The sequence below is a fragment of the Microbacterium sp. SORGH_AS_1204 genome (assembly GCF_030818935.1).
In the GTDB taxonomy this organism is placed as follows: domain Bacteria; phylum Actinomycetota; class Actinomycetes; order Actinomycetales; family Microbacteriaceae; genus Microbacterium.
Genome location: NZ_JAUTBD010000001.1, coordinates 1149377 through 1171955 on the forward strand (window position 1 = coordinate 1149377; position 22579 = coordinate 1171955).

Below are 22579 nucleotides of genomic sequence, written 5' to 3' on the forward strand. Positions count from 1 at the left end.
CCGCCGCACCACCGGAGAGATGTCATGACACATACCGACGCCGATCAGCCGCTGTACTTCTGGAACGCCACCCGCCTGCGCGACGCCCTGCGCGACGGCGAGCTCACCGCGGTCGAGGTCATGACCGCCTTTCTCGACCGGATCGACGCCACCGACGACGCCGTCAACGTCATGGTCTACGTCCTGCCGCGTGACGAGGCGCTCGCGCTCGCCGCCGACGCCGACGCTCGGCGTGCCGCGGGGGAACCCCTGGGTCCCCTGCACGGCCTGCCGATCGCGATCAAAGACCTCGTCGACGTCGCCGGGATGCCGACGTCGCGCGGTTCGCGGTCGTTCGTCGGTCGCGGCCCGCAGCCCGAAGACGCCCCGCACGTCGCCAAGCTGCGCGCCGCAGGAGCACTCCTGATCGGGAAGACGAACTCGCCCGAGTTCGGGGTCGGCACGGTCACCTGGAACGACGTCTTCGGGATCACCCGCAACCCCTTCGACCTCGAGCGTCACGCCGGTGGTTCCACGGGCGGCGTCGCGGCGGTCGCCGCGGGCATGCTCCCCTTCTGCGACGGGTCCGACTCGGGAGGGAGCCTGCGGTACCCGGCATCCTTCTGCAATGTGGTCGGACTGCGGACGACGCCGGGCGTCGTCCCGGCGGTCGCGGGCGGAGGATCCTGGTCGCCGCACTCTGTCAACGGTCCCGTGGCGCGCACGTGTCGCGACGCGGCCCTGCTGTTGTCGGGCATGAGCGGACCGGACGTGCTCAGCCCGCTGTCGTCGATGACGCCCGCCACCGCCGAGCTCGGCGAGGTGCGCACGGGCCCGCTCCGCGTGGCGTGGAGCGAAGACCTGGGTGAACTTCCGATCTCGCGTGAGGTGCGCGAGGTGTTCGCGCGTACGCGCGCGACGCTCGAGGCCGCCGGGGTCGAGGTCGTCGACGTCGATGTCGATTTCACCGGGGCGGGCCGCGCGTGGGAGGTCATCGAGCTCGTCGGGTGGTTCTCCCTCCTCGGACGCGACCCGCTCGAACACCCCGAGAAGTACCGCGACGACTTCTCTCGCAACGTCGCCGAGGCGGCGGTGTTCTCCACCACCGAGCTCATCGAGGCCGAGGCGCTGCGCTATCGGCTGTTCACCGAGTTCGTCGCCCTGCTCGGCGAGTTCGACGCCTTCATCTGTCCCGGCGCGCCCGTCGTGGCTCCGCCGGCAGACCTCAAATGGGTGCCCCGGATCGAGGATGCCGAGTTCGACCGCTACTTCCAGTGGCAACGGCTCGCGTGCTACCTCGTCATGACCCAGCATCCGGTCCTCGCGATGCCCGCGGGCTTCTTCGAGGGGCTGCCGGTCGGTCTGCAGGTGGTCGGACGCTACGGCCAGGACGTCGACCTGCTGGCCGTCGGCGAGCAGCTCGAGCGGATCCTCGGAGTCGTCGATGTGCACCCGCAGCTGGGCTGACCCGGCCGGCGGAGCGCCTACCGCTAGGTTCACGTGTGGGGGCGGGAACATCCGATCGCCGCGAGGGGGACACCGTGGGTGACAAGAAGCAGCGTCAGCAGAAGATCGTCGAGCTGCTCGAGCAGGGCGGGAAGGTTGAGACCGCCGCTCTCGCGCAGCACCTGGGCGTGACCGAACTCACGATCCGTCGCGACATCGACCAGCTCGACGGCCTCGGCATCGTGCGCCGGGTGTTCGGCGGGGCGGTGCTGAACTCGGGACGCAGCTTCGAGCCGCCGTTCGCGGTGCGTCTGAAGGCCAACATCGAGGGCAAGAAGGCGATCGCCGCCGCGGCGGCGGGTCTCATCTCGCGCGGAGAGAACATCTCGATCGATTTCGGCACCAAGACCTACTACCTCGCCGCCGAGATGCGGCGACGGCACGTGCAGGTGCTGGCCGCGCCGACGAGCCTGCAGGTCATGGAGGTGCTGGCCAACGACGCCGACATCCGCGTGGTCACGCCCGGCGGCGACCTCAAACCGGGCGAGCTGAGTATCCGCGGCTCGGCCGCGGAGCAGTTCTTCCGCGAGCGCCGGTGGGACCTCGCCTTCGTCGGGGTGGCGGGCATCAACACCGAGACCAACGTCATGTCGGACTTCGACGAGACCGACGCCCGCCTCAAGGCCGCGATGGTGGCCGCCGCGGACCGCGTCGTGCTGCTCGCAGAGAGCAAGCACCTTGGGGCGACCTCGTTCGCCCCGGTCGGGCCGCTGGAGCGGGTCACCACCGTCGTGACCGACGCGGTCGGCGAGAACGACACCCTGTCCGCCCTCGAGCAGCGCGGCATCGAAGTCATCCGAGCGATGAAGGAATGAGGACGCAATGACGACGAGTGCACGACGCGTCGCCGCCGCCTATGCGGCGATCCGCGAGGCCGAACGGCCCGAGGTGTGGATCACGCTGCGGGCCGAAGCCGACGCCGTCCGTGAGGCCGCCGAGGTCGACGAGCGGGCGGCGACGGGGACGGACCTCCCGCTGCGGGGCATGGTCGTGGCGGTGAAAGACAACATCGACGTCGCCGGACTCCCCACGACGGCGGGTTACCCCGCGGCCGCCGCAGTGCCGGCGACGGATGCGACGGCCGTCGCGCTCCTGCGCGCGGCGGGCGCCGTCGTGATCGGCAAGACCAATCTCGATCAGTTCGCCACGGGCCTGGTCGGGACACGCAGCCCGTACGGGGCCGTCCGCAACGCGCTCCACCCCGATCGGATCAGCGGCGGATCGAGCTCGGGTTCCGCCGTGGCGGTCGCGCTCGGAATGGTCGACATCGCGCTCGGCACCGACACGGCGGGATCGGGGCGCGTGCCCGCGGCGCTCAACGCGATCGTGGGCATCAAACCCACCCTCGGGCTGGTCTCGACGACGGGAATGCTCCCGGCCTGTCACCCCTACGACACCATCACGGTCTTCGCCCGCGCGCTCGACACCGCCGTCCGGGCGACGGCGGTCATCGCCCGACCCGACGGCTCCGACCCGCGATCGCGCTCGTGGCCCGCCGACGTGCGCATCGGCGTCGCCGATCGCCCCGTCGTCGCGGTGCCCTCGGCGGCCGACCTGACCGCGCTCGACCAGGTCTCCCGGGCGTCGTGGGAGGCCGCGTGCGCGCGTCTGGCGAAGGTGGCCACCCTGCGCGAGGTGGAGATCGCCCCGCTGCTCGGGGCGGCGAAGCTGCTCTACGAGGGGGCTATCGTCGCGGGGCGGTACGCCGCCGCCGGTGCCTGGGTCGACGCGGCCGACGGGGCGGACGCGGAGTCGCTCGACCCGACCGTGGCCGGGATCGTCCGCGGAGCGCGAGACGTCCGCGCCGTCGACTACATCCGCGATCGCGCCGAGCTCGACGGCATCGCCGCGCTGGCCCGCGAGATCCTCGACGGCTGCGCGGTGCTGGCCGTGCCGAGTGCGCCGCTGCATCCGACGATCGCCGAGGTGAACGCCGAGCCGCTGGCAGTGAACGCGCGCATGGGGACCTTCACGAACTTCGTGAACCTCCTCGACATGGCGGCCGCGGCGGTCCCCGCATCCTCGCGCGCCGACGGCGAGTTCGGGGTGACGTTCATCGCCGACGCCTTCGACGATCAGCTCGCTCTCGACGTCGCGGCGTCGTTTCTCGCGGGCCTGCCCACGTCTGCTCCGCTGCTCGTCGGCGAGGACGCCTCGGTCCCGTTGGCGGTGTTCGGGGCTCACCTGCGCGGCGAGCCGTTGAACCCGCAGCTCGTCGAGCTCGGCGCGCGGTTCGTCGGCGATGTCGTGACGAGCCCCGACTATCGCCTCTTCGCCCTGAACACCGAGCCGCCCAAACCGGGTCTCGTCGAGGTCGAGGCCGACGGCGCGTCGATCGCCGGAGAGCTGTGGCGCCTGTCGCCGGCCGCGCTCGGGCGCTTCCTGGCGGCGTTGCCGGCACCCATGACGCTCGGCCGGGTCCGTCTCGACGACGGCAGCGAGGTCGTCGGCTTCGGATGCGCCCCTGGGGCGCTCGCCGCGGCCGACGACATCACGGCGTTCGGAGGCTGGCGCGCCTTCCGTCGGGCGGGGGCGTGACGGCCGCCCGTTGCGGCGATCGGATCAGAGGATGCCGGGTGCAGTGAACCGGTCCGCTCGGGGCAGCGCGTCGACGAGGTGGGCCGCGAGTCCGATGGTCCACTCGATGTTCGCGGCGATGCCCTCGTTGGGCAGATCGTCGGGCTGGTGGAGGCGATGCAGGTCGTTGAAGGTCATGAAGGCGCTCGGCACTCCGGCGCGGTAGAAGGAGGCGTCGTCGGTTCCCGTGGTCGGCGGGAACCGCGAGACCAGACGCAGCTCCCGTGACGTTCGCCGGGCGTACTCCTCGATCTCGACGTGCAGGGCGGTGTCGAACGTCTCGGGCGAAGCGAACGCCTCGAGGAACGATCCCCGCCCCAGCCCGTCGATGTTCAGCATGAAGTCGAGCCCCTCGAGGGACTCGGCCGCCCCGGCGCCGGGCGCACCGGCGACCTCGACATAGTGCCGGGATCCGCCCAGATGCCATTCCTCAGCGGTGAAGAACACCGCGCGGACCGACCGCGCCGGCGGATGCATCGCCCACCGGCGGACGAGGTGGAGCAGGGCGATGGTGCCGCTGCCGTTGTCGTACGCGCCGACGGTGTTGAAGAAGGTGTCGTAGTGCGCGCCGACGAGGACGCGGTCGTCGGATCGTCCGGGCACATCGACGACGAGGTTGTCGCCGACGGCGTCGTCGCTCGCCCCCGCGTCGCAGGCGACCTCGACGACCGGTGCCTTGCCGTCGACGATCCACTCGGTGAGCTGCTGCGCATCGAAGTGTCCGATCGCGAGGTGGGGGAGGGTGGCATCCGATCCCGCCGGCAGGGGCTGCGGGGCCGCCGGTCCGCCGTCGCGCCCGTGCAGGTAGGCGAGCGGGGTGCCGTCGTCGGCGAGCACGACGAAGCGCTGCCAGATCTGCGAGTCGCCCCACAGTCCCTGCGGCCCGAGTTCTTTCACGCGGCCGCGCACCGGACCGGGGGAGCCGCCGCTGCCGAGCATGGGCCACGCGGGAAGGGTGCGGTCCCACGGCTCGACGACGCGCACGCTCGATACGGTGCCGGGGAGCCACCCGGCGAGGTGCACGCGCTGGCGGCGCACGGACAGACCGGTGGCGGCGACGGCCATCCGCCAGCCAGTCCGCGGCGGCGTGGATCCCCGCACCGCCGTGGAAGCGGGGACCGAAGGCGACGAGGGCGGTGAGGTCGTCGAGGGCGGTGCTCATGCGCACGCACCCCCGGTGGGCTCGACGTGCCCGAGGTGGCGCGCGATGTCGTGGATGGTCGCGGAAGGCCCGCGGAACCACCACGTCAGGACGCGGTCGGTCACCGGGCGGTCGGTGCCGTCGGCGCAGCGGACCGCCGCGACCGGGGTGCCGCGCGCCTCGAGCTCGGCGAAGCCGCCGAGACCGCCGTCGTCGTTGTAGATGTGCAGGGCGTCTCCCCGGTGGCCCGGGAGGAAGTCGGGTTCCTCGCTGTACGCGAACCCGGGCCACACCGCGCTGCAGCGGACGACGAGCACCGCGCGGTCGTCGTCGAGCTCGCGCAGGTACGCCATCCGCCCCGACACGTGCGCCGCGGCGAACCCGATCTTGAACCGGTCGGCTCCCGTGATCGTCACGGCGCTGCCGCCGGGGCGCGGCCCTAGCAGGGCTCCGACGGGCTCGTAGTAGTCGGTGACCGTCTGTGCGGCCGCTCCCGCGATGAGGGCCGTACCTCCGGCGCGCACCTGCAAGAGCGTCCACGCCTCCGCATCGAGCGGCACGTTCGTCGCCTGCGACAGCGTGAGCTCGGTGCGGTAGCCGCCGTACTCGACCTCGTCGGCCCCCGCCACGGGCACCGGGAGGTGGCGCAGCGGGTCCGCAGTGGCGCGGATCCGGATGCCGAGATCGAGCGACCCGAAGACCTCGGTGCCGTTCGCCCGGGAGCGCTGGTGCCCACGCAGGCGCAGGTGCCGGTGCATGGTCGGCTCGTCGGCGTCTCCGGAGAGGACGTGCTCGGCCGGGTCCAGGACGGCGGGAAGGTCGTAGGTCTCCCAGTAGCGGTCCCGGTCGGGGATCATGTACTCGATCTCGGGGCCGATCCACACGCGGTCCCCGCCGACGTTCCAGGCACCGCTCTCGTGCAGGGCGGCGAAGCCGCTCGCGTCGGCGAAGGCGTCGGGCATCCAGGACTCCGACGCCTCCGAGCCGAAGAACGGACCGTACACCCGCGCCCCGTAGGCGGACACGACGATGTGCGCGTCCGGCCCCACGCGGACGCGACGGTGGGCGATGCCCCGCTCCGTCAGTCGGGTGACGACGGTCTCGAGGTCGAGGGGAGCGGTCACGGTGGCGGTCATCGGGGTTCTCCTCGATAGGCGGAATGGTGGAAGACGTCCTCGGCGGCGAGCATTCGCGAGAACCACTGGTCGAGCTGACGGTCGTCGACGTCCGTGCGGGTGGGGAGGCGGTCGACCATCGCGAGCCACGCCGCGACGCCGTCGGTGAACGCCGTCGTGGTGTGCAGGTCGATCCACTCCTGCACGGCCGCGGGACGCGACGCGGACTGGGCGGCGGCACGCGCGCACCACGACGCGTAGAGGGTCTCGGCCGCCGCGAAACAGACGGGGATCGCGGCCGTCCCGAAGTGGGACACCACCTCGAGCACGTGCGCGGTCAGGGCATCGGGACCCTCGTCGATGACGGCGGTGAGGCCGGCGGCACGGTCGAAGTAGGCGCGCTGGTCTCCGCGCAGGTGGGTCAGCAGAACCTCGAGTCGCGCCTCGTCCGCGGGGTCGGGACCGTCCTCGAGGAGGCGCTCCACGAGGACGGCCGCGGTCTCGACGAAACGCCCTTCGAGCGCGAGGTAGCGCGAGAAGACCGACGCCGGCACGGTGCCGTCGGTCATCGCCACCAGCAGCGGGTGCGCGGCGGAGGCCGCGACGGCATCCGCCTGCCGCTCGAGAAGGCGCGTCGATCGGGTCATCAGCGAGCGGTCACCCAGTCGACGATGCCGTTGAACAGCAGGCCGTAGCCGTCCCAGTCGTCGCTGAAGGCCGGCGGTGCCCAGTGGGGCGAGCAGTCGCTGGTGAAGACGGCCGAGCGTCCGGCGCCGTAGTCCCAGACGGCGACGAGCGGGTCGTCGCCGAGGGTCGCGAGCACGCTCGCGCCGTCTTTCGGCAGCACCCGGTTGTAGCCGAGAAGTGCCGGCCACTCGCCCTGGATGCCGCCCAGCGCGGGGTGCGCGGCATCGTGGATCGTGGCCACCACGCCCGCGGGACGCTCGACGTGGTCGTCTCCGGGGAGCATCTCGACCGGGAGCACCGCGGCGATCTCGGTCTCGCGGAACGCCGCGAGCGCCTGGAACCCGGTGAACGACAGGTATCCGCCGATCATGACGAGCGCGCCGCCCGCCTCGACCCACGCCGCCAGCTCGTGGAGCCGATCGCGCCCGGGGATCGATCGCTCGAAGACGTCGGGGGCGAGCTGGATCGAGTTGGATCCGATGTCGGAGAGGATGACGACGTCGAACGCCGCAAGCTCGTCCGGCGTCTCGGGGAAGTCGGTGGGGACGAGGTGACCGGGCAGGTGCACCACCTCGTGGCCACCGGCCTCGAGCGCGGCACGCAGCTGCGCGACGCCTTCGACGTAGGAGTGGACCGTGAACGCGTCGACGCCCTTGGTGTGCGTGCTCGTGGTCATCCAGCTCTCGCCGGCGATGAGGACACGGGACATGGTGTTTCCTTTCGATTCACACGCGCGCCGCGAGCTCGAACAGATCGCGCACGTTCGTGGTGTTGAGGGAGCGGACGACCGTCTCGTCGACGCCGAGGTCGAGAAGACGGTCGAGGAAGACCGCGGGGATGTAGGCGAGCCCGTTGCCGCCGTTCTTGCGCAGCATGCTCTTGAGGAAGAGGTCGTGGCTGATGAGGATCCGGCCGCCGAAGCCCGCCCGGCAGAGCCGCTGGATGGCGATCGCGCTCTCGTGCGGCGCGGGGGACTGGCCCTCTCCCGCCAGCGTGAAGCGGTACGGCATCCCGATCATGTCGAACTCGAGCCACACCCCGCGTTCCGCGAGCGAGCGCTGATAGTCGGGGTCGGCGCCCGAGGGGTCCATGTGGCAGAGGACGACCGCGGCGGGGTCGACGCGCTCCTCTTCGAGGACGACGTCGAGGACGCGGCCGCCGTGGCGGACGAAGCCGGGGAGGTGGATCCACATCGGCAGACCGGTGGCGAGCTGCAGCCGGCAGGCGGCGCGGAGCGACTTCTCCTCGCGCGCGGTGAACGCGGGTGACACACCGATCTCGCCGATGACACCGGAACGGGGACCCGCGCTGTCGTCCGTCCGTGCATAGTCGGCCAGAAGTATCCTGGTGAGGGCGTCGACGTCGTCGCCGCGCGTCGCGTCGGGGTGGAAGCGCTCGAGGTACCACCCACCGCCGGCGATGATCTGCACGCCCGTGCGGTGCGACAGCGACGCGAGCCCGGGACGGTCACGACCCTGCCCCTCGGAGGTGACCTCGATCACGGTCGTCCCGCCGAGCGCGCGGAAGTGGGCCAGCTCGGCCGCGGCGTCGTCGGGCTCGTCGAGCACGCAGTTGTCGCGGTTGGCGTAGGGGCGGTCGCGCAGGATCCACGCCAGTTCAGGGCCGACCGGCTGATCGAAGAGCTCGGGGAAGTCGGGGTCGGGGGTGAGGCCGCCTGCCTCGATGCTGTTGAGGAGGTGTTCGTGGGGGAGGACGAACCCGAGGGCGTCGCTCGACACCTCGCCGGTGACAGTGCGGACCGTGACCACGGTGCTCCCTTCATTGCGTCGGTCGGGGGCGGATCCTGGGATAACGATTACCCGCCGGTGATGCTCACCAGAGTGAGGTCTGGTCGTTTCGCCGACGTGCGCGCTGTATTAAGGCGCTGTAAATTGACGGCAACGCGGGAAAAGGATTGCCCAACTTTCGACAAGAACCGTCGCGAATGTGATGTGATGCACGTGTGAGCAGCGTGACCCTCGCCGACGTGGCCCAAGCGGCCGGCGTCTCGACCGCCACCGTTTCGCGCGTCCTGTCCGGCTCCCGGCCGGTCCGCGCCGACATCGCCCGCCAGGTGCGAACGACCGCCGATCGCCTCGGCTATCGCGGCAACGGCATCGCGCGTGCGCTGCGGCAACAGCGCACGGATGCCGTGGGCGTGGTCGTCCCGAGCATCCTGAACCCCTTCTTCACCGCGCTCGTCGACAGCATCGAGGGCGCGCTCCACGACACGGGCAAGCAGCTCGTGCTCTGCGACTCGCGGCAGGATCCCGAGCTCGAGGCGCAGCACCTCCGCCTCCTGGTCGAGCGGCACGTCGACGGCATCGTCGTCAGCCCGTGCGACGCGACCGCCAGCATCGACGCCGTCAGCCGCACCGCCGCGCTCGTGCCGCTGGTGCAGCTGGACCGGCGCGTCGACGTCGCCGAGACGGACTGGGTGGGGCTCGACGACGACCGGGCGCTGGGGATCGTGCTCGAACACCTGCACGCGCGGGGAGCGCGCCGCGTGGCCTTCGTCACGTCGCGCATGACCAACTCATCGACGGTCGACCGTCTGCGCGGCTTCGAGGACGGCGTCCGCCGGCTGGGGCTCTCTGTCGTTCCGGACGGCATCGTCCTCGACGACTTCTCCGTCGACAGCGGCGAACGGGCGGCGGGCGCCCTCCTCGACCGGGAGACCGACCGACGACCCGACGCAATCGTGTGCGCCGACGATCTGCTCGCCATCGGCGTGCTGCGCGCGTGCCATGAGCGCGGTGTGGCGGTGCCCGACGAGGTGCAGGTGACGGGTATAGACGACATCGTCTTCAGTCGCTACGTCTCGCCGCGGCTCACCACCCTCGCGCAGCCGACGGCGCAGATGGCCGAAGAGGCGCTGCGTCTTCTGGCGCAACGCGCCGTCGGGGCAGCCCGCGACGCTCCGACCATCCGTCTCGCGCTGCGCCCGAGTCTCGTCGAGCGCGAGAGCACGAGGGGACAGGCGTGACCGCGCCGATCGCGTCCACGGCATCCGTCATCGAGCTCACTCGGCACCTGCTGCGCCGCGACGCCACGACCGGCACCCCGGGAGAACGCGTGGCTCTCGCCGAGCTCGCGGAGCTGGTCGGCAGCCTCGTCGGCGACCTCGCCGACGTCCGCCTCGATTCCGATGGCGGCGCGCTGGCCGTCGTGCCCGACCGTACCGCCGGTCCGGTGCTGTTGTTCTCATGCCACATCGACACGGTGCCCGTCGACGACGCGGAGGCGTGGGAGCATCCCCCCTTCGGGGCCGTTCTGCGTGACGGCGTTCTCCACGGCCGCGGGGCGTCGGACATGAAGTCCGGACTCGCCGCGGCGATCCTCGCCGTGCGCGACGGCCTGCGCGGCGGCCGCGACATCGCTCTTGCGGTCACGACCGGAGAAGAGGCGGGATGCCTCGGGGCTCCCGCCCTCGGCGCGCTCCTCGGCGACGAGGTGCTGCGCCGGGTGGCTGCCGTGATCGTGCCGGAGTCGACCGACAATGCCGTCGCGCTCGGGCACCGCGGAGCCTTCTGGGTGAGCGTCGAGATGGAGGGTGTGGCCGCGCACGGCAGCACACCCGAGCGCGGCGTCAACGCGGTCCTGCGGCTGGCCGACGCGATCGGCGGCCTGAACACGCTCCCCCTGCGCGAGCACGCCGCCCTGGGCCGTGAATCGGTCAACGTCGGCACGTTCGTGGGCGGGATCGCTCCGAACATCGTCCCGGCCGCGGCGCTCGCCCGCATTGACCATCGCGTGGTGGATGCCGACGTCTCCGCGATCGCGGACTGGTGGCGCGCGCGGGCCGACGACGTGCGCACCGAGCTGAGGCTCGATCCGGTCTGGTCGGACGCGACCCACGACTGGATCGCGTCGCTCCCGGCGCCGCCTGCGCCCGGTCCGGTGTCGTACTTCACCGACGCCTCCGTGCTCGTCGGCCTTCTCGCGCCGTCCACCCCGATCGTCGTGTGGGGACCGGGCGATCCGTCGACCGTGCACGCTCGCAACGAACGGGTCGAGGCGGCTGCCGTCGAACGGGCCGCGGAGCTGTACCGCGTCGTGGTCGACGCGTGGCATCCCCGGGGCGGACGTCCCCGGGGCTGACGTCCGCGCCGCTACGAGGGGCCGCGGCACGCCTTCGGGCGCCCTCGGAGCGTGTGCGCTCGGCGGGAGCGTGTGGTTTCGGCGGGAGCGCACGCCGGGCGCCGGCCGGGGGCCGGGCCGCCGCGCGGCCTCGTTGCCTCCCGCGGCATCCTCTGGCATGATTACTGAACGATCGGTCGGAAAACCTCGCGGGTGAGGTGGAGGCGACCCCGCCAGAGTCGGCGGGGGAGAGGATGGCGATGTCGCAGGCGTTTCTCATCGGCGGTGCGCGCACCCCGGTCGGGCGGTACGGCGGGGCGCTGGCATCCGTTCGTCCCGACGATCTGGCGGCCCTGGTGGTCGGCGAAGCCGTGAGGCGCGTGGGCGTTCCCGTCGAGGCGATCGACGAGGTCATCCTCGGGGCCGCCAACCAGGCCGGCGAAGACAACCGCAACGTCGCGCGCATGGCGGTTCTGCTCGCGGGGCTCCCGGATGCCGTTCCCGGGCTGACCGTCAACCGCCTCTGCGCCTCGGGCATGAGCGCGATCGCGCTGGCCGCGCAGGCCGTGCGGGCCGGAGACGCCGACGTCGTCGTCGCCGGCGGTGTTGAGTCGATGACCCGCGCGCCCTGGGTGCAGGCGAAGCCCGAGAAGGCGTGGGCGAAGCCGGGAGCAACGTTCGACACCTCGATCGGCTGGCGCTTCACCAACCCGCGGCTCGCTGCGCGCGACAAGGCGACCTTCACGATGCCCGAGACCGCTGAAGAGGTGGCCCGCGTCGACGGCATCTCGCGAGCCGACGCCGACGCGTTCGCCCTGCGCAGCCACGAGCGGGCGGTCGGGGCACAGGATGCCGGGCGCTTCGCCGACGAGATCGTCGCCGTCGAGACCGCCCGAGGAACCGTCGACACCGATGAGGGGCCCCGCCGGGACACCTCCCTCGAGGTGCTCGCGGGCCTTCGACCCGTCGTGAAGGGCGGCGAGGTGGTGACCGCGGGCAACGCGAGTTCGCTCAACGACGGAGCGTCGGCGATCGTCGTGGCCAGCGCCGAGGCGGTCGAGCGATACGGCCTGCGACCGCGGGCCCGGATCGTCGCGCACGCGTCGGCGGGTGTCGCGCCCGAGATCATGGGACTCGGACCCGTGCCCGCGACCGAGAGAGCGCTCGCGAAGGCCGGGCTTTCGGCATCCGATCTCGGCGCCGTCGAACTCAACGAGGCGTTCGCCTCTCAATCGCTCGCGTGCATACGCCGGCTCGGCCTCGACTCCGAGACCGTCAACGCCGACGGCGGGGCGATCGCGCTGGGCCACCCGCTCGGGTCGAGCGGATCGCGGCTGCTGGTGACACTGCTCGGCCGGCTCGAACGCGAGGGTGCGCGATACGGCCTCGCGACGATGTGCGTCGGGGTGGGGCAGGGGGCGGCGATGATCGTGGAGCGGGTCGATGGGTGAGACCGCGGGGCCCGACGCAAAGTCAGCGATGGGCACAATCTCCGTTCCGAAAGCCGCGCGGGCGGCTGAGGATACGCGAATCGCTGAGGTTGTGCGCGAGTCCGCGCCCGCCGCGCAGTCCGACGCGCCCCGCCTCCGCATCGACGCCCGTGACGACCGCGTGATCGCGACCCTCGACCGCCCCGAGCGCCGCAACGCGATCGACCAGGCCATGGTCGACGAGCTGCACGCGCTGTGCGCCGACCTCGAGGAGCATCCGCGCACCCTCGTCGTCACCGGGGCGGGCGGGATCTTCGCCGCGGGTGCCGACATCGCCCAGCTGCGCGAGCGCACCGGCGACGACGCCCGCCGCGGCATCAACGCGACCGTCTTCGACCGCATCCGTCACCTGCCCATGCCTGTGATCGCCGCGGTCGACGGCTACGCGCTGGGCGGGGGAGCCGAGCTCGCGTACGCCGCCGACATCCGCATTGGCAGCCCGCGCGTGCGCTTCGGCAACCCCGAGCCCGGCCTCGGCATCATCGCAGCCGCGGGTGCCGCGTGGCGCCTGCCCGAGATCGTCGGCCACGCCCGCGCGAGCGAGCTGCTGCTGACCACCCGGGTGATCGACGCCGACGAGGCGCTCGCCTGGGGGTTGCTCTCGAGCGTGCACGAGCCCGACGACCTGCTTGCTGCCGCCCACGCGATCGCCGACCGCATCGCCGCCAACTCCGTGCGCGCGACGATCCTCACCAAGCGTGCTCTCCTCGCCCCTCGGTCGCATCACCCCGCGATCGACGGCGAGCTGCAGGCCGAACTCTTCGACAGCGCCGACAAGCGTGCGCGCATGACCGCGTTCCTGGAGAGGAAGAAGAAGTGACCCAGCTCGACACCACGTCTCCCGCCCGCGCGGGGGCCGCGCCCGGAACCGACACCGCGCTCACGCCCGACACCGCGTCGGCCGGCATCACGGCATCCCTCCCCGAAACCGTCGGCGTGCTCGGCGGCGGGCGCATGGGCGCCGGGATCGCGCACGCGTTCCTGCTCGCCGGCGCCCGCGTCCACGTCGTCGAGCGCGACGCCGCGGCAGCCGATGCCGCGCGCGAGCGCGTCGAGACGGCCCTGACCCGCTCGGCGCAGAGGGGCGCGAAGACCCCGGATGCCGACACCCTCACCCTCGGCACCGACCCGGCCGCGTTCGCCGACGCGGGTCTCGTCGTCGAGGCCGTCCCCGAGGACCGCGCCCTGAAGCTCGACGCCCACGCGCGCATCGAGGCAGCCGTGCGCGACGGCGCGGTCGTGGCATCCAACACCTCCTCCATCTCGATCGACGCGCTCGCCGCGTCGCTCGCCCGGCCTGAGCGCTTCCTCGGCCTGCACTTCTTCAATCCCGTGCCCGCGTCGGCGCTGGTCGAGGTCGTCACGGGAGCCGCCACCGCACCGGAGGTGGTCAGCGCGGCGACGACCTGGGTCGAGGCCATCGGCAAGACCGCCGTCGTCGTGCGCGATGCGCCGGGCTTCGCGTCGAGCCGGCTCGGCGTCGCCCTCGGCCTCGAGGCGATCCGCATGCTCGAGGAGGGCGTCGCCTCCGCGCACGACATCGACACGGCGATGGAGTTGGGCTACCGGCATCCCATGGGACCCCTGCGCACGACCGACATCGTCGGGCTCGACGTGCGTCTGGGCATCGCCGAAGAACTCGAGCGCGCGTTCGGCGCGCGCTTCACCCCGCCCGCACTGCTGCGAGAGCTCGTCGCCCAGGGCCACCTGGGCCGCAAGACCGGCCGCGGATTCTACGAATGGAGCGCACGATGACGTTTCTCCCCAGCTACGTGAACGGGTCCTGGTGGACGCCCGATGCCGATCCCGATGCCGCGGTCGTGCGCGACGCCTCCACGGGTGACGAGATCGTGCGGGTGAGCACGAAGGGGCTCGATCTGGCGGGAGCCATCGCCTACGCCCGCGAGACCGGACAGCGCAGTCTCGGCGCGCTCACCTTCCCCCAGCGCGCGATGGTGCTGAAGAACCTCGCGATCGCGCTGAACGAGCGCCGCGAGGAGCTCTACGCCCTGTCGGAGCGCTCCGGGTCGACCCGCCGAGACTCGCTCAGCGACGTCGACGGCGGCATCGGCGTGCTCTTCACCTTCTCGTCGAAGGCGCGACGGGAGCTCCCCGCGGGGACGGTCGTGCTCGACGGCCCGGTCGAGCCCCTGTCGAAGGACGGCTCGTTCCTCGGCCGGCACGTCTACACGCGCCTGCCCGGGGTCGCCGTGCAGATCAACGCCTTCAACTTCCCGATGTGGGGCGCGCTGGAGAAGTTCGCGCCCGCGTTCCTGGCCGGGCTCCCCACGATCGTCAAGCCCGCGACCCCGACGGCGTACATCGCCGAGGCGTGGGTGCGGATCGTCGTCGAGACCGGACTCCTGCCCGAGGGCTCACTGCAGCTGGTCAGTGGCAGCGTTCCGGGGCTCTTCGACCTGCTCAACCTCGGCGACACGGTCGGCTTCACCGGCAGCGCCTCGACCGCCGAGCGCCTGCGCGCCCAGGCGAAGCCCGGTGTGCGTTTCACGAGCGAGACCGACTCGATCAACGCCTCGATCCTCGGCCCTGACGCCGTGCCGGGAACCCCCGAGTTCGACGCGTACGTGAAGCAGCTCCTCGTCGAGCTGACCACAAAGGCGGGCCAGAAGTGCACGGCGATCCGCCGCGCGATCGTGCCCTCGGGAATGACGGATGCCGTGGCCGAGGCGTTGCGCGCGAAGATCGCCGAGCGGGTGGTCATCGGCGACCCGCGCGCCGAGGGCGTGACGATGGGGCCCGTCGTGTCGGTCGAGCAGCGCGACGAGGTGCTGCGTCAGGTCCGCGCGCTCGCCGACGCCGGCGGCCGTTTCGTCGTCGGATCCACCGAGGCCCCCGCGGGGGTGCCCGCCGAGGGGGCGTTCCTGCAGCCGATGCTCCTGTCCTTCGCGGATGCCACGACCCCGGCCGTCAACGACATCGAGGCGTTCGGGCCGGTCGCGAGCATCGTCGAATACGCCGACGTCGCCGAGGCGGCGGCCATCGTCGCCCGGGGTGGGGGTTCGCTCGTCACCAGCGTCGCCACCCACGACCCCGGCGTCGCGACCGAGCTGCTCACGCGCATGGGCGCGATGAACGGCCGCGTGCTCTTCCTCGACCGCGACGATGCCCGCACCTCGACCGGCCACGGTGCGCCCGTCCCGCACCTCGTGCACGGCGGCCCGGGCCGCGCGGGCGGCGGTGAGGAGCTCGGCGGCATCCGTTCGGTGCTCCACTACATGCAGCGCACGGCGATCCAGGGCTCCCCGCGTATGTTGACCGCGCTCACCGGGGTGTGGCATCCGGGAGCCGACGTCGACGCCACCGGCATCCATCCGTTCCGCAAACCGCTGTCCGATCTCCGGATCGGGGATGCCGTGGAGTCGGCCGAGCGCGAGGTCACCCTCGACGACATCGAGGTGTTCGCGCGCTTCACCGGAGACACGTTCTACGCGCACATGGACGAGGAGTCCGCCGCGGCGAACCCCTTCTTCCCGGGGCGCGTGGCGCACGGGTACCTGCTCGTGTCGTGGGCGGCGGGCCTCTTCGTCGACCCGGAGCCGGGGCCGGTGCTCGCGAACTCGGGCCTGGAGAACCTGCGCTTCGTGACGCCCGTGTCGCCGGGCGACCGCATCCGGGTGTCGCTCACGGCGAAGCAGATCACCCCGCGCGAGACCGACGAGTACGGCGAGGTGCGCTGGGATGCCGTGATCCGCAATCAGGATGCCGAGATCGTCGCGCAGTACGACGTGCTGACGCTCGTGGCGAAGACGTGGGCTCCGGCGGGAGCGCTCGAGGTGGAGCCCGCCGCGCAGCCCGCGGGAGTGCCCGCATGAGCCTGCGGCCGATGATGCAGCGCGACCGGGCGTCGGCGATGCTCGGGATGGTCGTCGAGCACGACGCCCCGGGGGAGTCGCGCGTGTCGATGACCGTGCGCGACGACATGCTCAACGGCTTCGCCATCACCCACGGCGGGCTCGTCTTCACTCTCGCCGACACCGCGTTCGCCATCGCCTGCAACGAGGACGAGCGGGTCACCGTCGCCGGCGGTGCCGACATCACGTTCCTGAAGTCGACGACCGCGGGGCAGACGCTCACCGCAACGGCCGCACGGCGGGCTCGAAGCGGACGCACCGGCCTCTACGACATCCGCGTCACCGATGAGACGGGCGACCTCGTCGCCGAGGTGCGCGGTCGCAGCATCACGACCGACCGGCAGCCGCCGGTGGCTGAGCCCGTTGAGGCCCGGCGGGCTCCGGTCCCTTCGACGGGCTCAGGGGCCTCGGCTGCTCCGGTGGCTGAGCCTGTTGCGGCCCGGCGGGCTCCGGTCCCTTCGACGGGCTCAGGGACCTCGGCTGCTCCGGTGGCTGAGCCTGTCGAAGCCTCCGGCCCCCGACCAGCGAACAACCCCGAGCGCGACGGCGCGCTCGCCACCACGGAGGTGTCTCGATGACCATGACCGTTTTCTCGCGCCCCGACTTCCTGGCATCCGTCGATCCCACCGGCATCCCACTCGAGAGGCTCCGCGCCCTGCAGCTCGAGCGCCTGCGGGGGACCGCGCGCCACGCGTACGACAACGTCGCGCTGTACCGCCGCAAGTTCGACGAGGCGGGCGTCCACCCCGATGACATCCGGAGCCTCGACGACATCCGCCTGCTGCCGTTCACGACCAAGGCCGACCTGCGCGAGACCTACCCCTTCGGCATGTTCGCCGTACCGATGTCGGACGTGCGTCGCATCCATGCCTCCTCTGGCACGACCGGGCGTCCCACGGTGGTCGGATACACCGCCGGCGACCTCGACCGCTGGGCCGACCTCGTCGCGCGCTCGCTCAGCGCGGCCGGCATCCGCGCGGGCGACCGCGTGCACAACGCCTACGGCTACGGCCTGTTCACCGGCGGCCTCGGCGCGCACGCCGGTATCGAGCGGCTCGGCGCCACGGTCATCCCGATGTCGGGTGGGCAGACCGCGCGCCAGGCGCAGCTCATCCAGGACTTCGCACCGGATGCCATCCTCTGCACGCCGAGCTACCTCCTCACCATCGCCGACGCACTGGAGGCGGCGGGCGTCGACCCGCGGTCGACCTCCTTGCGGGTCGCCGTGCTCGGGGCGGAGCCCTGGACCAACGAGATGCGCCGCGAGATCGAACGCCGCCTCGACCTCGTCGCCGTCGACATCTACGGCCTGAGCGAGGTGATGGGCCCGGGTGTGGCATCCGAGAGCGCGTTGACGAAAGACGGCCCGCACATCTGGGAGGACCACTTCCTCCCCGAGACGATCGACGGCGACACCGGTCAGCCCGTGGCCGACGGCGCGCTCGGCGAACTGGTGTTCACCTCGCTCACGAAGGAGGCGTTCCCGGTCATCCGCTACCGCACCCGCGACCTCACCCGCCTGCAGCCCGGCACCGCGTTCCCGGCGATGCGGCGCATCGAGAAGATCACCGGCCGCAACGACGACATGATCATCCTGCGCGGCGTGAACCTCTTCCCGACGCAGATCGAGGAGATCGTGCTCGGCATCGAGAAGCTGACCCCGCACTTCGTGCTCGAGCTGCGTCGCGAGGGGCGAATGGATGCCATGACCGTGCGCATCGAACGGCATCCGGCCCTGGAGCGAGAGGTGTGCGAGGCCGCCGGTGTCGTGCTGCAGCAGCGCATCAAGGTGCTGATCGGCACGACGGTCGACGTCCGCGTCGAGGAGCCCGGGGTGCTGCCCCGCAGCGAGGGCAAGTACAAGCGGGTGTACGACCTGCGCTGACCCGACGGCTCGCGGGCCGTGGCCGCGTGCCCGCGTGGCCCCGTGGCCCGTGGCCCCTGCCTGTGGCCCCTGCCTGTGGCGTGCGACTCGCGTCCGTGGGTGGGGTGACTTGCGCCGTGTGTTCGTCGGGAGGCTGTTGCGCCGTGCACAGAGCGCAAGTCATCCAGGGGTGGGGCGTGTGGGCGGGGTCGTTGCGGCGGTTCGCGCCCTCGCGTACAGTTTTACTGAACGATCGGTCTGTAAAAGGAGTCGACGATGACGATGACCGCACCCCCCACGGACGCCCTCGACGGCGAGGCGATGTTCGACGCCCTCATCGAGGCCGACGGGCGCATCGAACCGCGCGATTGGATGCCGGAGGGCTACCGCCGCACGCTGATCCGCCAGATCTCGCAGCACGCGCACTCCGAGATCATCGGCATGCAGCCCGAGGGGGCGTGGATCACCCGAGCGCCGAGCTTGAAGCGCAAGGCGATCCTGCTCGCCAAGGTGCAGGACGAAGCCGGCCACGGCCTCTACCTCTATTCCGCGGCGCAGACCCTCGGCATCACGCGCGACGAGATGACCCGGCAGCTGGTCGACGGCGAGGCGCGGTACTCCTCGATCTTCAACTACCCGACCCCGACCTGGGCCGACATGGGCGCGATCGGCTGGCTCGTCGACGGCGCCGCGATCTGCAACCAGGTGCCGCTGTGCCGCGCCTCGTACGGCCCGTACGGTCGCGCGATGGTGCGCATCTGCAAGGAGGAGTCGTTTCACCAGCGCCAGGGTTTCGAGATCCTGCTGACGCTCATGCGGGGCACCGACGCCCAGCGCGACATGGCTCAGGATGCCGTGAACCGCTGGTACTGGCCGAGCCTGATGATGTTCGGACCCCCCGACGACGACTCGCCGAACTCGGCGCAGTCGATGGCGTGGAACATCAAGCGCTTCAGCAACGACGAGCTGCGTCAGCGTTTCGTGTCGATGCTCGTGCCGCAGGCGGCCGTGCTCGGCGTGACGCTGCCAGACCCCGAGCTGCGCTACAACGACGAGACGGGGCGGTACGACATGGGCGAGATCGACTGGAGCGAGTTCCACGAGGTGCTCGCCGGCCGCGGGCCGCTGAACACGATGCGCCGCCAGCACCGCCGCGACGCCCACGAAGAGGGCGCATGGGTGCGCGAGGCCGCCGCGGCGTACGCCGCGAAGAAGAGCGTGAAGGCGGCGGCCTGATGGCCACCCCCGGCGGAAGCCCCGCCGAGACCTGGCCCCTGTGGGAGGTGTTCGTGCGCGCCGGGCGCGGCCTGAGCCACGTGCACGTCGGATCGCTTCACGCCCCCGACGCCGAACTCGCTGTGCGCAACGCCCGCGATCTCTACACGCGTCGCGGTGAGGGCGTGTCGGTCTGGGTCGTTCCCTCGGATGCCGTGACCACGAGCGACCCGGGACAGAAGGGCGCCTTCTTCGAGTCGCCGGCGGGCAAGAACTACCGGCACGCGGTGTACTACACCGCCTCCGAGGGGGTGCCGCACCTGTGAGCACCTCGACCGATTCCGATGGCGTGGGGGTGGCTGAGCTTGTCGAAGCCCCCGGCGTGACGGTCCCGTCCCTTCGACAGGCTCAGGGACCACTGCCGAGCGAGACGCACGACGACCCGCACGCCCACGACCCGCACGGCGACGACCCGCACGGCGACGACCCGCACGGCCACGACCCGCACGGCGACGTCTCGCTCGACGCCCGCGATCTCGCCGCCGAGCTCGCCGGGGGAGAGGACCGCGCCACCGACCCCGACGTCGCGGCCTACGCGTTGCGGCTCGGCGACGACGCGCTGATCCTCGCGCAGAACCTCTGCGGCTGGATCGCCCGCGCCCCGGAGCTCGAAGAAGACGTCGCCCTCGGCAACATCGCGCTCGACCTGCTCGGTCACGCCCGCTCGCTGCTGCGCTACGCCGGCAGCTACGACGGCCGCAGCGAAGACGACCTCGCCTACTGGCGCGACGAGCGCGAGTTCCGCTGCGCCTGGCTCTTCGAGCTCCCGAACGGCGACTTCGCGCACACGATCGCGCGCCAGCTCCTGGCATCCACCTACCTGCTCGAGCTGTACCGCGACCTGGCGGCATCCCCCGATCCGGTGCTCTCTGCGGTCGCCGCGAAGGCCGAGAAGGAGGTCGACTACCACCGCGATCACGCCGTGCAGTGGACGCTGCGCCTCGCCGGCGGCACCGACGAGTCACGCCGGCGTATGCGCGTGGCCCTCGACGACACGTGGGCGTTCCTCGACGAGGTGTTCCGCGACGAGCCGCTGCACGACCGCCTCGAGGGCATCGCCGTGCGGCCGTCGAGCCTGCGCGCCCGTGTCGACGACGTGCTCACCGCGGTGCTCGCCGAGGAAGGCGTGCCGGTCCCCGCGATCCCCGCCTCCTCCGCGGGGGGCCGCCATGGCATCCATCACCCCGCCTTCGGGCCGCTCCTCGCCGAGATGCAGGTGCTGGCACGCCGCCACCCGGGGGCGTCGTGGTGAGCGTCGAACGTGCGAGAGAGGTCGCGGCATCCGTCGTCGATCCGGAGGTGCCCGTGCTCACCATCGACGATCTCGGAGTGCTGCGCGACGTACGCCTCGACGGCGACACCGTCACCGTCACGATCACCCCGACCTACTCGGGATGCCCGGCCGTCGACGCCATCCGCGACGACATCGTGCTCGCCCTCACCGCCGCCGGTTTCGACCACGCCGTGGTGCAGACGACCCTGACCCCCGCGTGGACCACCGACTGGATGAGCGACGCCGGAAAACGCAAGCTCACCGAGTACGGCATCGCCCCACCCACCGGGCGCGCCCCCGCCGGGCCCATCCGCCTGACGCTCAGCGTCGCGTGCCCCCGCTGCGGCTCGCTCGACACCCGCGAGGTCTCGCGTTTCGGCTCGACCTCGTGCAAGTCGTTGTGGGAGTGCCGCGCCTGCCTCGAACCCTTCGACCACTTCAAGGCCCTCTGATGACGATGACGGATGCCACCCCCTCGGGCCCGGCGCACGCGCGACCCCTCGCTCCCACCGTGATGGATGCCACTCCCGCGGTCCCCGACGCTGCGGCCGCCGCCGCGCGAACCACCGGCCTCGGGCCGACGGATGCCACCCCCGCGGTCTCGGCCCCGGGCTCCGTGCGCTCGACCCGTGCGCGCGCCCGCTTCCACACCCTGCGCGTCGCCGACGTGCGGCCTCTCACCCCGACCGCGATCGAGGTGACCTTCGCGGTCCCCGACGAACTCGCCGACGCTTTCGATTACGCGCCCGGTCAGTACGTCGCCCTGCGCGCCACGGTCGAGGGCGAAGAGCTTCGCCGCTCGTACTCGCTGTGCCGCCCGCCCGCCCGCGGTGCGATCAGCGTGGGCATCAAGCGCGACCCCGACGGCCGCTTCTCGAGCTGGGCGCACGAGGGACTGCGTCCCGGCGACGAGGTCGACGTCATGAGCCCGCAGGGCACATTCGTGTCGACGGCGTCGACGGCCACCGGGCACGTCGTCGCGATCGCCGCCGGCTCCGGCATCACGCCGATCATGGCGCTCGCCGCGGGCGTGCTCGAACGCTCCGTCGACAGCCGCATGACCATCGTCTACGCGAACCGCTCCTCGACCGACGTGATGTTCGTCGACGAGCTCGCCGATCTGAAGGACCGCTACCCCTCGCGTCTCACGCTGCACCACGTGCTCTCGCGCGAGCAGCGCGCCGCGCCGGTGTTCTCGGGCCGGCTCGACGAGGAGCGCCTGCGCCTGATCCTGTCGCGGCTCATCGACCCGGCATCCGTCGACGAGTGGTTCCTGTGCGGACCCTTCGCGCTCGTCGAGGTCTGCCGCGAGGCGCTCGCCGGGGCCGGTGTGCCGCGCGAGCGCGTGCGCTTCGAGCTGTTCACCGCCGGCGACGGCGACGCCCCTGCGCACACGGGCGGCGCGCGGCCCGTACGCGTGCGCGCCGACGAGCCCGTCCGCTCGATCGACTTCACCCTCGACGGGCAGTCCGCCCACGTCGACAGCCCGGTCGCCGCGAACGAGACGATCCTCGCCGCGGCCCTGCGCGTGCGCCCCGACGTGCCGTTCGCGTGCGCCGGCGGGGTGTGCGGCACCTGTCGCGCCCGCGTCGTCGAGGGGTCGGTGTCGATGACCGAGAACTACGCCCTCGAGCCCGACGAGATCGAGCGCGGCTACGTGCTCACCTGCCAGTCGCACCCGACCTCCGACGCCGTGCGCGTCGACTACGACGGATAGGGG

At 71.9% G+C, this 22579-nt stretch carries 21 protein-coding genes; 16 read left to right on the forward strand and 5 right to left on the reverse strand.

The genetic code is table 11. The features are described from left to right. The first annotated feature begins 24 nt into the window (after nt 1-24). The 3 genes from QE410_RS05270 to atzF all read left to right on the forward strand — a co-directional run bounded on the left by QE410_RS05270 (nt 25) and on the right by atzF (nt 4023). Entirely contained in the window at nt 25-1446 is a 1422-nt protein-coding gene (locus tag QE410_RS05270) for an amidase (protein ID WP_307328845.1), read from the forward strand. Nucleotides 1447-1520: 74 nt separating this feature from the next. Continuing rightward, complete coding sequence (locus QE410_RS05275) at nt 1521-2300, forward strand: DeoR/GlpR family DNA-binding transcription regulator (protein WP_307328848.1); 780 nt, start codon at nt 1521-1523, stop codon at nt 2298-2300. 7 nt (nt 2301-2307) lie between these two features. Continuing rightward, nucleotides 2308-4023 carry an allophanate hydrolase gene (atzF, locus tag QE410_RS05280; RefSeq protein WP_307328851.1) on the forward strand — a complete coding sequence of 572 codons (1716 nt, stop codon included), beginning with the start codon at nt 2308-2310 and terminating at the stop codon, nt 4021-4023. A gap of 24 nt (nt 4024-4047) precedes the next feature. On the opposite strand, the gene QE410_RS05285 is transcribed toward atzF, so the two are convergent. The 5 genes from QE410_RS05285 to QE410_RS05305 all read right to left on the reverse strand — a co-directional run bounded on the left by QE410_RS05285 (nt 4048) and on the right by QE410_RS05305 (nt 8774). After that, nucleotides 4048-5127 carry a M28 family metallopeptidase gene (locus tag QE410_RS05285; RefSeq protein WP_307328855.1) on the reverse strand — a complete coding sequence of 360 codons (1080 nt, stop codon included), beginning with the start codon at nt 5125-5127 and terminating at the stop codon, nt 4048-4050. Between the two features lie 93 nt (nt 5128-5220). Then, entirely contained in the window at nt 5221-6339 is a 1119-nt protein-coding gene (locus QE410_RS05290) for a hypothetical protein (RefSeq protein ID WP_307328858.1), read from the reverse strand. Beyond that, nucleotides 6336-6965: a hypothetical protein gene (locus QE410_RS05295; protein ID WP_307328861.1), complete on the reverse strand. Its 630-nt coding sequence runs from the start codon at nt 6963-6965 to the stop codon at nt 6336-6338. Before QE410_RS05295 ends, QE410_RS05290 begins: the two co-directional genes overlap by 4 nt. Continuing rightward, nucleotides 6965-7714 carry a glutamine amidotransferase gene (locus tag QE410_RS05300; RefSeq protein ID WP_307328864.1) on the reverse strand — a complete coding sequence of 250 codons (750 nt, stop codon included), beginning with the start codon at nt 7712-7714 and terminating at the stop codon, nt 6965-6967. The genes QE410_RS05295 and QE410_RS05300 overlap by 1 nt, the downstream gene beginning before the upstream one ends. 16 nt (nt 7715-7730) lie before the next feature. Next, nucleotides 7731-8774: a phosphotriesterase gene (locus QE410_RS05305; protein WP_307328867.1), complete on the reverse strand. Its 1044-nt coding sequence runs from the start codon at nt 8772-8774 to the stop codon at nt 7731-7733. A 194-nt stretch (nt 8775-8968) separates the two neighbouring features. Here QE410_RS05305 and QE410_RS05310 point away from each other — a divergent pair, with 194 nt between their 5' ends. The 13 genes from QE410_RS05310 (at nt 8969) to paaE (ending at nt 22576) form a co-directional block, all read left to right on the forward strand. Then, nucleotides 8969-9991, forward strand: coding sequence for a LacI family DNA-binding transcriptional regulator (locus QE410_RS05310; RefSeq protein ID WP_307328870.1), 1023 nt, complete (start codon nt 8969-8971; stop codon nt 9989-9991). Continuing rightward, nucleotides 9988-11106 (forward strand): M20 family metallopeptidase, encoded by a 1119-nt coding sequence (locus QE410_RS05315; protein WP_307328873.1) that lies wholly within the window; start codon nt 9988-9990, stop codon nt 11104-11106. The genes QE410_RS05310 and QE410_RS05315 overlap by 4 nt, the downstream gene beginning before the upstream one ends. A 239-nt stretch (nt 11107-11345) precedes the next feature. After that, nucleotides 11346-12536, forward strand: coding sequence for an acetyl-CoA C-acyltransferase (locus QE410_RS05320; protein WP_307328876.1), 1191 nt, complete (start codon nt 11346-11348; stop codon nt 12534-12536). A 91-nt stretch (nt 12537-12627) separates the two neighbouring features. Next, entirely contained in the window at nt 12628-13395 is a 768-nt protein-coding gene (locus QE410_RS05325; protein WP_307328879.1) for an enoyl-CoA hydratase/isomerase family protein, read from the forward strand. An 86-nt stretch (nt 13396-13481) separates the two neighbouring features. Beyond that, complete coding sequence (locus tag QE410_RS05330) at nt 13482-14330, forward strand: 3-hydroxyacyl-CoA dehydrogenase family protein (protein WP_307334357.1); 849 nt, start codon at nt 13482-13484, stop codon at nt 14328-14330. Beyond that, nucleotides 14327-16408 (forward strand): phenylacetic acid degradation bifunctional protein PaaZ, encoded by a 2082-nt coding sequence (gene paaZ / locus QE410_RS05335; RefSeq protein ID WP_307328882.1) that lies wholly within the window; start codon nt 14327-14329, stop codon nt 16406-16408. Before QE410_RS05330 ends, paaZ begins: the two co-directional genes overlap by 4 nt. Then, complete coding sequence (paaI, locus tag QE410_RS05340; protein WP_307328885.1) at nt 16405-17025, forward strand: hydroxyphenylacetyl-CoA thioesterase PaaI; 621 nt, start codon at nt 16405-16407, stop codon at nt 17023-17025. The genes paaZ and paaI overlap by 4 nt, the downstream gene beginning before the upstream one ends. Further along, a complete protein-coding gene (locus tag QE410_RS05345) occupies nt 17022-18332 on the forward strand; it encodes an AMP-binding protein (protein WP_373459322.1) in 1311 nt (436 codons plus the stop codon). The genes paaI and QE410_RS05345 overlap by 4 nt, the downstream gene beginning before the upstream one ends. A gap of 255 nt (nt 18333-18587) precedes the next feature. Then, nucleotides 18588-19547 (forward strand): 1,2-phenylacetyl-CoA epoxidase subunit PaaA, encoded by a 960-nt coding sequence (paaA, locus tag QE410_RS05350; RefSeq protein ID WP_307328889.1) that lies wholly within the window; start codon nt 18588-18590, stop codon nt 19545-19547. Next, entirely contained in the window at nt 19547-19852 is a 306-nt protein-coding gene (paaB, locus tag QE410_RS05355) for a 1,2-phenylacetyl-CoA epoxidase subunit PaaB (protein WP_251538213.1), read from the forward strand. The genes paaA and paaB overlap by 1 nt, the downstream gene beginning before the upstream one ends. A 29-nt stretch (nt 19853-19881) precedes the next feature. After that, nucleotides 19882-20838, forward strand: a complete 957-nt coding sequence (gene paaC / locus QE410_RS05360; protein ID WP_307328896.1) for a 1,2-phenylacetyl-CoA epoxidase subunit PaaC — start codon at nt 19882-19884, stop codon at nt 20836-20838. Beyond that, nucleotides 20832-21311 carry a 1,2-phenylacetyl-CoA epoxidase subunit PaaD gene (paaD, locus tag QE410_RS05365; protein WP_307328899.1) on the forward strand — a complete coding sequence of 160 codons (480 nt, stop codon included), beginning with the start codon at nt 20832-20834 and terminating at the stop codon, nt 21309-21311. The genes paaC and paaD overlap by 7 nt, the downstream gene beginning before the upstream one ends. A 62-nt stretch (nt 21312-21373) precedes the next feature. After that, nucleotides 21374-22576, forward strand: coding sequence for a 1,2-phenylacetyl-CoA epoxidase subunit PaaE (paaE, locus tag QE410_RS05370; protein ID WP_373459364.1), 1203 nt, complete (start codon nt 21374-21376; stop codon nt 22574-22576). The last annotated feature ends 3 nt before the right edge of the window (nt 22577-22579 follow it).